The following is a 9,453-nucleotide window of genomic DNA, read 5'->3' on the forward strand; positions in this document are numbered from 1 at the left end:
CGCGTCCTCCCAACCTCAGTTAAATCTCCATATTCTCTGTAATGTCAACTAAATGACACAACCGTGTGAATAGTAACGTGCAATTCCTGCTTGCATTCCCATATAGAATCTATTATAATTAGAGTAACCGGTTTCTCTGACCAAAGGCATGATAAACTAGACGAGTGCGGGATCGCACAGGAGGACATTTAAAAATGGTAAAAGATTATCTGGAAAAGGTGTATTCAGGATTTCTGGGGATGAATATCGGTATCCGTCTGGGCGCCCCGGTGGAGCCAACCATCTGGACGTATGACAGGATCCGGAATACATATGGGGAAATCACAGATTATGTAAAAGAATTTAAGAATTTTGCCGCGGACGACGATGCCAACGGGCCGGTTTTCTTTATCCGGGCTCTTTATGATGATGCGAAGGACAGGGAACTGATCCCTCAGGATGTCGCCAGGGCCTGGTTAAATTATGCCAGGGAAGGCGTTGGCATGTTCTGGTGGGGCGGATATGGGATCAGTACGGAGCATACGGCTTACCTGAACCTGAAGAACGGCATAGAAGCGCCTAAGTCCGGTTCTGTGGAGCAGAACGGCCTGATTCTGGCAGAGCAGATTGGCGGCCAGATCTTTATCGATACCTGGGGACTGGTAAACCCCTGCAATCCGGAAAAAGCGGCTCATTACGGCGAAGCAGCGGCCAGTGTATCCCACGGCGGAGAGGGCGTTTTAGGGGCCAGATTCTTCTGTGCTGCCATTGCCAAAGCATTTGAAACCGACGATATATTTGAAATTATGGAGACGGGACTTGCGCAGATTCCAAAGGACAGCCTGTATCATCAGGTGGCTTCGGCTGTGCTTGAGTTCTATCATGCCCATCCGGAGGAAGAGTCATGGCGGAGCTGCTATGAGATGCTGGTGCGTGACTGGGGCTATGATAAATATCAGGGTGTATGCCATATTATCCCGAATGCAGGCGTCTGCTTCATGGCTATGGCATACGGAAAAGGCCGGTTCGACAGGACGATTGAGATAGCGACTATGGCGGGCTGGGACACGGACTGCAATGCCGGCAATGTGGGAACGGTTCTCGGCGTGGCCTGCGGCCTTAAAGGTCTTCCGGAACGCTACAGGAAACCTGTCAATGACGGTATTGTATGCTCCGGTATTTCCGGCTATCTGAATATCCTTGATATTCCGACCTTTTCTAAGGAACTGGCGCTGCTGGGATACCGCCTGAGCGGTGAAGAAGCGCCTGCCTGTCTGGCGGAAAGCTTTAAGAACGGGGAGATCCATTTTGATTTTGAACTGCCGGGAAGCACTCATAATATGCGAGTCTCCGATCCGTTCTTCTGCGCCCTGTCCCATTCCGGCGATCAGGCCTTCAGCGGCAGCGGTTCGCTTAAAATTCTGGTGGACCGCATGGTGCGCGGTGACCAGTGCAAGGTATTTTACAAGCCGTTCTATACGCGTAATGATTTTTCGGATGAGAGATACAGTCCAGTATTCTCACCGACTGCATATCCGGGGCAGACCGTATCGATGAAGCTTTATCTGGAACAGTGGGAGGGCTGGGAGACGCTGGGTATTGCGCCATACGTACATACCGTTTACGGGAAAGAGGATCTCCTTCAGGGCTATATCAAGCTGGTTCAGGAACAGTGGATCAGCGTGGAATTCACAATCCCGGATGTAGAGGGAGACATTGTGGATGAGGTGGGCATCGTAATTGAGGGTTACTCCCCTTCAAAGAAAAAAAGTCTCGGTTTGATTTACCTGGACGACTTTGCGATAACCGGACCTTCGGCGTATACGATAGACATAAAAAAACAGAAAAAGGAATTTGGCTGTGTCACGCCGTTTGCCACCGACCATGGAGCTTGGGATCTGTATGGCAAAACCCTGAACCTGATGCGGTGCGAGGAGGCGTTTGCCTATACGGGTAACTACTATGGCACGGATTATACGGTTTCGGCTGCGGTCATACCGCGCCACGGGGCTTCCCATCTGATTACGGCGAGAGCCCAGGGAGCAAAGCGCTTCTACGCCGCAGGCTTTGACGAGAAGGGAAAAGCCGTGCTGTTAAAAAATGATTTTGGTTTTACGGTTCTGGCAGAATGCAGTTTTGACTGGGAATATGACAGGGAATACAGGATGCAGATGGAGTGCCGCGGCGGACACATCATATTTTCCGTCGATGGGGTAAAGGTTCTGGAGGCGGAGGATGACAGCTTTTCCTATGGAATGTTCGGCTGCGGTTCCGTGAAGACGGGGCGTACCTCTTTTGCTGATTTTACTTATAATTCATACACAGGAAGCTGCTGTCCGCAGACTGCCGGTTCCGGCAGGGGCGGACAGTAACCGGAGGAGAAAGGTTGAGGTGAAAGAATGAGGATATTGAATTTCGGTTCCCTGAATATTGACAACGTATATGCGGTAGATCATTTTATTCGTCCCGGTGAAACGATGAGCTCTCTGGGCATGGAAGTCTTCTGCGGAGGTAAAGGGCTGAACCAGTCGATCGCCATGGCGCGCGCAGGCGCACAGGTATGGCACGCGGGAGCGGTGGGAAGAAATGACGGCAAAAAGCTGCTTGAACTGCTGGCAGAATCGGGAGTCAATACAGATTTTGTGAGAAAGACGGACGGCGTGTCGGGCCATACGATTATCCAGGTAGATAAAAACGGCCAGAACTGCATTCTCCTGTTCGGCGGAGCCAACCAGGAGATTACGCCCGGGCAGGTGGATGAGACGCTGGCCCACTTTGAGGAGGGCGATATCCTGCTGCTTCAGAACGAAATCAACGGACTTGCCGGATTAATTAAAAAGGCGGCCGAAAAGGGAATGAAAATCTATCTGAATCCTTCACCTGTGACCGGGGAACTTCTGGAACTGCCGCTTGAGCTGGTAGACTGTTTTATACTCAACGAGATTGAGGGAGCCGATATCTGCGGTCAGGAGGCAAAGGAGGAGGAAATCCCGCAGCTTTTGCATGAGAAATATCCGCGGGCCGTGATCCTTCTGACTCTCGGCAGCAGGGGCTGTATTTATTATGATGGTGAGAACCGTTATGAACAGCCGGCCTTTTGTGTCGAGGCCGTTGACACCACGGCGGCAGGCGATACATTTACCGGGTATTTTATTGCTTCGGCGGTAAAAGGCAATTCGGTGCCGGACGCACTTTTAAAGGCTGCGAAGGCTGCGGCGATTACTGTTATGGGCAAAGGGGCTGCACCCTCCATTCCATGGGATAAGCAGGTGGAGGAGGCCCGGCTTTAACCTTAAATAAGACGGGGGATTGTTTATGGAAAACAAGACAAAATACAGTATATCTCAGATTGCGGAGATCTGCGGCGTGTCGAAGGCCACCGTTTCCAGGGTGATTAATAACAGCCCGTGCGGTGTAGGCGAAGCCACGAAAGAACGGGTCCGCAAAGTCATAGAGGAGTTGAATTACAGGCCCAATGCGCTTGCCAGAGGGGTAGCCGTATCACGTTCCAGGATGATAGGAGTCGTGGTGCCTGACGTGTCTAACTTCTTTTATCCTAAGATTATCAGGGGCATCAGCGATTATCTGGAAAAGAAAGACTATTCCGTCATAGTCTGCAACTCTGATTATAATCCGGAGAAGGAGGCCCAGCTTCTTATGTCCCTTGTGGACAAACGGGTGGACGGCGTGATTCTCTGTTCCGGTATATCGAACAAGGCGTTTCTGGAGAAATACAGGAAATACCAGGTGCCGCTGGTGCTTTTGGGGCGCACCTTCGACAGCAGCGTCAGCGACGCAAGCATCACGGGAGATAACGTGAAAGGTTCCAGGAAAGCGGCTTCCTATCTGCTGCGCGGAGGAAACAGGCGCATTGTCTATGTGGAGGGCAATACAGAACTTTCCGGTTCCAAGCAGAGGCTTGAGGGGTATCAGGAAGCGCTCAGGGAACACGGGATTGCGTTTGATAAGAGCCTGACGATGTCCGGGGAATATTCGATTGAATTCGGGCGGAGGGCAGCGGAGGAACTGCTGGAAAAGAAGGTGGAGTTCGACGCAATCATGACAGGAAGCGATTTGATTGCCATCGGCGTTATTTCAGGGCTTCTCGACGCGGGGAAAAAGATCCCGGAAGAGATAGAAGTCATGGGATTTGACAATATTGAGCTGGCGGAGGTATTCCGTCCGGCGCTCTCCACTGTCTCCAAGCCGCATTATGAAATGGCCCAGCATCTGGCAAAGCAGATAATTCGGATTATCGAGGGGGAGGAAGTGGGACTGAGCCACATGGTCGTGGAACCAACCCTGAAACTGCGCCGGACGACGAAAGAGCGGCCGTATGACAGCGAATACGAATAGGAATCAAGTTAAAAATGAAACAGTGTACACAGGACTGCAGGGAATGGGTATCTCGAACAGGGATACCCATTCCCTGTATTCTGTTGAAGGCGGTGACCATTGAGAGGTCCGCCTGTGCTTTGCGAAAAAAGGAGAAATAAGGAAAACGGTTTATTAATTATGTGCTGAAAAAATAATAGAAAATAAAAAACAATCTGGAAAAACTAGAAAATAATAGTGCAATATGCTAAAAAATACGGGGGATAAATTTAACATAATATACAATTGATATCAAATATCAAGTGTGTTATAATACCAATTAGAGAGAAACCGGTTACTTAAATTTACAGAAATGTACAGAGCGTAGAAAAGGGGGAGCCTGTATGCAGGCAAAGGTAGAAAAGAAAGCAGGGAAGAAGAATAAGACGCTGCAGCATATGTGGAAAGACAGGGTACTTTACCTGATGCTGGCGCCGACTCTTATCTACTTTCTGATTTTCAGGGTATGGCCGATTATCAATATGAGGCTGGCTTTCTGCAATTACAGGGCCAAAGGGCCGTGGGAATTTGCAGGACTTAAGTATTTTGACATGATATTCAAATCATCCACATTTATGGAGATTTTGAGAAACACGCTGATTATCAGCTTTATGAAGTACATACTTCTTTTTCCATTTTTCGTCATTTTCGCATTGCTACTGAATGAAATCCGATGTGGGAAGTTCCGCAAGTATGTGCAGATTATTTCCTACATGCCCCATTTCCTTTCATGGGTCGTTATTGCCGGTATCTGGATTTCGATGCTGTCTGTATCCGGCGGCGCCGTGAACCAGATTATGGGATGGTTCGGACTCGATGCGGTAGATTTTATGACGAATAAGGGGACGATACGGTGGGTGCTGTTCTTCTCGGAAGGCTGGCGAAGCCTCGGATGGGATTCCATCGTATACTTTACGGCAATCCTGGCTATCAGCCCGGATCTTTATGAGGCGGCCACGGTGGACGGCGCGAAGCGGATCGACATCATCCGGTATATCATCCTTCCCGCCCTTGTCGTACCGATGACAACCATGTTTATTCTGAATCTGGGCTTCTTTATGACAGCCGGATTCGACCAGGTCTTCAACTTTACAAACCAGTCCGTCAACAGTGTAATCGACATTCTGGATACATACGTTTACCGTATCGGACTTGAAAGCGGCCAGTATTCCCTGGCGACGGCGGTGGCTCTTATCAAAGGCATTGTGGGAGTGTTCCTGGTACTTGTAACTCACCTTGTTTCTAAAAAGGTGACGGGGAAGGGAGTGTGGTAAGAATGAGAAAGAAAAAATTCAGCATTACGCAGCTGATTCTCACTGTTTTTATGCTGCTCCTGACACTGACAATGATTGTGCCTCTTTTGCATATTCTGGCCCGTTCCCTTTCGGATCCGCTTCAGTCGGCCGGAATGAGCAGCCTGGAAGTAATTCCGAGAGGATTTTCACTGATTAACTATCAGGTGCTGTTCAGCAACAAGACACTGGTGCCGTCCATCTTCAATTCCATCTTTATCACGGTGGTCGGAACATTTTTAAATATTGTACTGACGGCGCTGGCAGCTTATGTGCTGACACGTCCCGGCCTGGTCGGCAAGAGAGTGCTGATGGTGTTCTTTATCATCATGATGCTGTTTGACCCTGGAATTGTCCCGGAGTATATGACCGTAAAGAAAATCGGGCTGATGGGGAGCCAGTGGTCCGTTATCCTCTGCATGGCAGTTAACGTGTATTATCTTGTCATTATGATGCGTTACTTTGAGGATGTGCCGGTGTCGCTCTGCGAGGCGGCGAAGATCGACGGGGCCGGTCATCTGAGAGTCCTGTTTTCGGTGGTGCTGCCGCTTGCAAAACCGGGAATTGCAACACTGACAATGTTTTACGGAGTGACAAGATGGAATGAGTATTTCCGTTCCGGAATTTACATCTCATCCATTAAGAAGGTACCGCTGCAGGTAATTCTGCGTAAGTTTATCGTGGATAGTGATGTCACAACGATAATCGGAACACAGAACCTGCTGAATTATAACGATTTGGCAAAGATTGATTATACGGCTCTCCAGTATGCGACGATTGTGATCGCAGTAGTTCCGATTCTTCTGATTTATCCGCTGGTACTCAAATACTATACAAAAGGTATTATGGCGGGCGGCGTGAAGGAGTAATGCACGGGAAAATGGAAAGACAGCCTGAGAATATGAAAAGGGTGTAATAAAAAATCAAATAAAATGGAGGAGAAGACATGAAAAAAACATTGGCACTGATTATGGCGGCAGCGCTTGCAGGCTCCAGCCTTGCAGGGTGCGGCGGCAAAGCGGACAACAGCGCGCCGGAGACCAAACCGGCCGGCAGCGAAGCAGATAACGGGGGAGCTGCACAGGCAGAGGGAACGGCAGAGTTCCCGGCCATCGGTACGGCAGATGTACCTGTTACGGTAAAGGTAATGATTAAGGACGTATTCCCGGATGAGGAGGATGTGCAGCTCTTACGGGAGGCAATTAATGAAAAAATGGCGGCTCACGGCCAGTACGTCAATTTGGAGTTTATGGAACCGCCGGCAGGAAGCTATGCGACGGCAGTGCCGATTGCAATGATGAACGGTGATGTGGAAGCAGATCTTATCTATTTCCAGGGCGGCGATCTGGCTTTGGCACAGCAGGGACTGTTTGAAGACCTGAACCCTTATGTTGAAAAATCGACATTTATAAAGAGCATTATGACGGACGTCAACAGAAAACGTATGGAGAATTACCCATACCTGATTTGGCTGGCCCCATCCCGGATCCAGATTCCGGCAATGAGAAAAGACTGGGCCGCTCAGCTTGATTCCTATGAGAAATTAATCGCAGACCCGACCGTTGATAATTATTACAACCTGTTCAAGGAAATGAAAGACAAAGGCCTTGTAGAGTATGCAATGACGACCGACGGCGGTTCCGGCGACAGTACGGTCCGTCTCGACAGCATCTTTAACCAGGCGTTTGGCGTAACAGGAACAATCGTTAAAGAGGATGGAAAATGGATATTCAGCAAAGAGAGCCAGGCAGAAAAGAATAAGCTCGAATTCTATGCAAAGCTTTATAAGGACGGCCTTCTGGATCCGGAATATCTGACCGATACATGGGATACGATGGAACAGAAATTCTACGAAGGCAAAACAGGAATAATCGCCGGAACACTTTCCTCCACCCAGATTTATGACAACAAGATGCGCTCAGTTAACGGCGAAGAGTCGGAACTTGTGATTCTTCCTCCGGCAAAAGGTGTGGCACAGGGATACAGGGCAGAGGATGTAACAAAAGAAGAGCGCGGTTTTGCGATGAACATCGATTCCAAGAATAAAGATGCCGCATGGGCGGTGCTGGAATTCATGGCAAGTCCGGAAGGCAGAATCTTAGACAAGGTCGGCATTGAAGGAAAACATTATACAGTTGAGGATAACAAGATTGTATTTACGGACAGATGGCCGGAATGGTGGGCACGCTTCTGGGATACGACAAATAACTTTGACCCGCAGAATCCGTCCCTTGCACAGCCGGTACTGACGACTGTCGGACAGAGCGCGTTTGATAATCTTGAGAAATATATTGTTCAGGACGTCAACATCCTGGTTCCGGAAGAGATGACGCCGCAGTGGGATGCGATGACAGGATATTATAAGGAGTACTCCGCAGATATCATCAGAGGAGTAAAACCAATCGATGCATTCGACGAGATGACGGCAAAATGGGATGAAGCAGGCGGAACAGAATTTGAGAGTATCTTAGTGGAAGAGCTGGGAAATCCGTGATGATAATCCGGAAGGATTATATATAAAAAAGTAAGTATATTTAAATAATAAATCGGCAGAGGTAAACAGGAGGATGACAAATGCTGACAAGAGAAGAGTTTAAGAAAAATCCGGAGCTGGTATTCGACAAGGCATACGGTTCCTTATCAGGACTGGCAATCGGAGATTCTTTTGGAGATGCTTCAAGAAAGCAGGAAAACCGTGAAAATTATGCTATTACAACTGATTTTAACAGCAAGGCTTCATGGAGTACAGATGATACGGAATTCGCACTGCTGACAGCAAAAACCCTGATTCGCTGCGGTGGGGAGCTGACATCGGAAGAAGTGGTAAAATCCTGGCTTGAGGATGTTGCAATACAGGATGAATTTAAACGCGGCGGTGCCAGCGAGATTGAAGCAGCTAATAATTTGAGAAGAGGTTTTCTTCCTCCCCTGTCCGGTAAATACAATGCCTTCCACATGAGCGACGGATCCGCGATGCGTATCGGGCCGATTGGCATCGTTTGCGCCGGTGACCCGGAGAAAGCGGCGGCAATGGCAAAGATTGAATCCGAGGTAAGCCATTTCCGCGACGGCGTTTGGGGAGCGCAGGCGGTAGCCGCAGCCGTATCGGTAGCCATGGTGGACGGTACGATGGATGAGATTCTGGATGCCGCAATGAAGGTGATTCCGGAGGAGTCCTGGCTCTATTATTCAATGAACCATGCATTTGAACTGGTAGATTCCGCCGACGGACATATTTTCGATGTGTGGATGCAGCTCCATGACGACTTAAGAACCAGCACCTGGGCCACGACGGCAGAGGCAATTCCATCCGCATTTGCCTGCCTGAAGGCGGTCAATAAAGATTTCAGGACGGGCGTTGTGGTGGCCGGCAACTTCGGCAGGGATGCAGACACTATCGGAGCTGTGGCAGGAACTGTCCTGGGAGCTAAATACGGCGCGAAAGCAATGCCGGCGGCATGGATTGACAAAACCAGATTCCCAACGGGAACATGCCTGAACTTTACAAAGGGAATTGATATTAAAGACTATGCGGAGAAGCTGGCTGGGATTATTATGAAATAAAAATCCCGAAGAGAAAATCCGATTATAAAATCTGATAAAAGATGCTTCCCAAAATATCATGGAAGAAAATCATAAAATTTGGATATGGGGACATCCCGTCCATCGGCAGAAAGATTATTGTAAGCGCCGGTGGGCGGGGTTTGTTGCTGTTCACACGGATGTTTTGTAACAGTTCAGACAGGGCGCTGTTGCCAAAATGGAGATTTAACCGAGGTTTGGAGGACGCGTCCGGAACGGACCATGT

Annotated in this window: 8 protein-coding genes; 7 read left to right on the forward strand and 1 reads right to left on the reverse strand. The window is 49.0% G+C overall.

The window, feature by feature from the left end; all coding sequences use genetic code 11:
• Nucleotides 1-194: 194 nt before the first annotated feature.
• The 7 genes from CLOSYM_RS08860 (at nucleotide 195) to CLOSYM_RS08890 (ending at nucleotide 9,209) form a co-directional block, all read left to right on the forward strand.
• Nucleotides 195-2,351, forward strand: coding sequence for an ADP-ribosylglycohydrolase family protein (locus tag CLOSYM_RS08860; RefSeq protein WP_021641852.1), 2,157 nt, complete (start codon nucleotides 195-197; stop codon nucleotides 2,349-2,351).
• A 27-nt stretch (nucleotides 2,352-2,378) separates the two neighbouring features.
• Nucleotides 2,379-3,269 carry a ribokinase gene (locus CLOSYM_RS08865; protein ID WP_021641853.1) on the forward strand — a complete coding sequence of 297 codons (891 nt, stop codon included), beginning with the start codon at nucleotides 2,379-2,381 and terminating at the stop codon, nucleotides 3,267-3,269.
• A gap of 25 nt (nucleotides 3,270-3,294) precedes the next feature.
• Entirely contained in the window at nucleotides 3,295-4,335 is a 1,041-nt protein-coding gene (locus tag CLOSYM_RS08870; protein ID WP_009297473.1) for a LacI family DNA-binding transcriptional regulator, read from the forward strand.
• Between the two features lie 362 nt (nucleotides 4,336-4,697).
• Nucleotides 4,698-5,627, forward strand: coding sequence for an ABC transporter permease (locus CLOSYM_RS08875; protein WP_003497281.1), 930 nt, complete (start codon nucleotides 4,698-4,700; stop codon nucleotides 5,625-5,627).
• Between the two features lie 2 nt (nucleotides 5,628-5,629).
• Nucleotides 5,630-6,514 (forward strand): carbohydrate ABC transporter permease, encoded by an 885-nt coding sequence (locus CLOSYM_RS08880; protein ID WP_003497279.1) that lies wholly within the window; start codon nucleotides 5,630-5,632, stop codon nucleotides 6,512-6,514.
• Nucleotides 6,515-6,591: 77 nt separating this feature from the next.
• Nucleotides 6,592-8,139, forward strand: coding sequence for an extracellular solute-binding protein (locus tag CLOSYM_RS08885; protein WP_021641855.1), 1,548 nt, complete (start codon nucleotides 6,592-6,594; stop codon nucleotides 8,137-8,139).
• Between the two features lie 80 nt (nucleotides 8,140-8,219).
• Nucleotides 8,220-9,209 (forward strand): ADP-ribosylglycohydrolase family protein, encoded by a 990-nt coding sequence (locus CLOSYM_RS08890; RefSeq protein ID WP_003497273.1) that lies wholly within the window; start codon nucleotides 8,220-8,222, stop codon nucleotides 9,207-9,209.
• Nucleotides 9,210-9,231: 22 nt separating this feature from the next.
• On the opposite strand, the gene CLOSYM_RS23195 is transcribed toward CLOSYM_RS08890, so the two are convergent.
• Nucleotides 9,232-9,453: hypothetical protein (locus CLOSYM_RS23195; RefSeq protein ID WP_021641856.1), on the reverse strand; the 222-nt coding region annotated here is incomplete at its 5' end.

The sequence above is a fragment of the [Clostridium] symbiosum ATCC 14940 genome, from assembly GCF_000466485.1.
Lineage (GTDB): Bacteria > Bacillota > Clostridia > Lachnospirales > Lachnospiraceae > Otoolea > Otoolea symbiosa.

Coding starts and splice junctions, on each gene's coding strand:
- CLOSYM_RS08860 (WP_021641852.1), top strand. CDS start 195: ATGGTAAAAGATTATCTGGAAAAGGTGTATTCAGGATTTCTGGGGATG.
- CLOSYM_RS08890 (WP_003497273.1), top strand. CDS start 8,220: ATGCTGACAAGAGAAGAGTTTAAGAAAAATCCGGAGCTGGTATTCGAC.
- CLOSYM_RS08870 (WP_009297473.1), top strand. CDS start 3,295: ATGGAAAACAAGACAAAATACAGTATATCTCAGATTGCGGAGATCTGC.
- CLOSYM_RS08880 (WP_003497279.1), top strand. CDS start 5,630: ATGAGAAAGAAAAAATTCAGCATTACGCAGCTGATTCTCACTGTTTTT.
- CLOSYM_RS08875 (WP_003497281.1), top strand. CDS start 4,698: ATGCAGGCAAAGGTAGAAAAGAAAGCAGGGAAGAAGAATAAGACGCTG.
- CLOSYM_RS08865 (WP_021641853.1), top strand. CDS start 2,379: ATGAGGATATTGAATTTCGGTTCCCTGAATATTGACAACGTATATGCG.
- CLOSYM_RS08885 (WP_021641855.1), top strand. CDS start 6,592: ATGAAAAAAACATTGGCACTGATTATGGCGGCAGCGCTTGCAGGCTCC.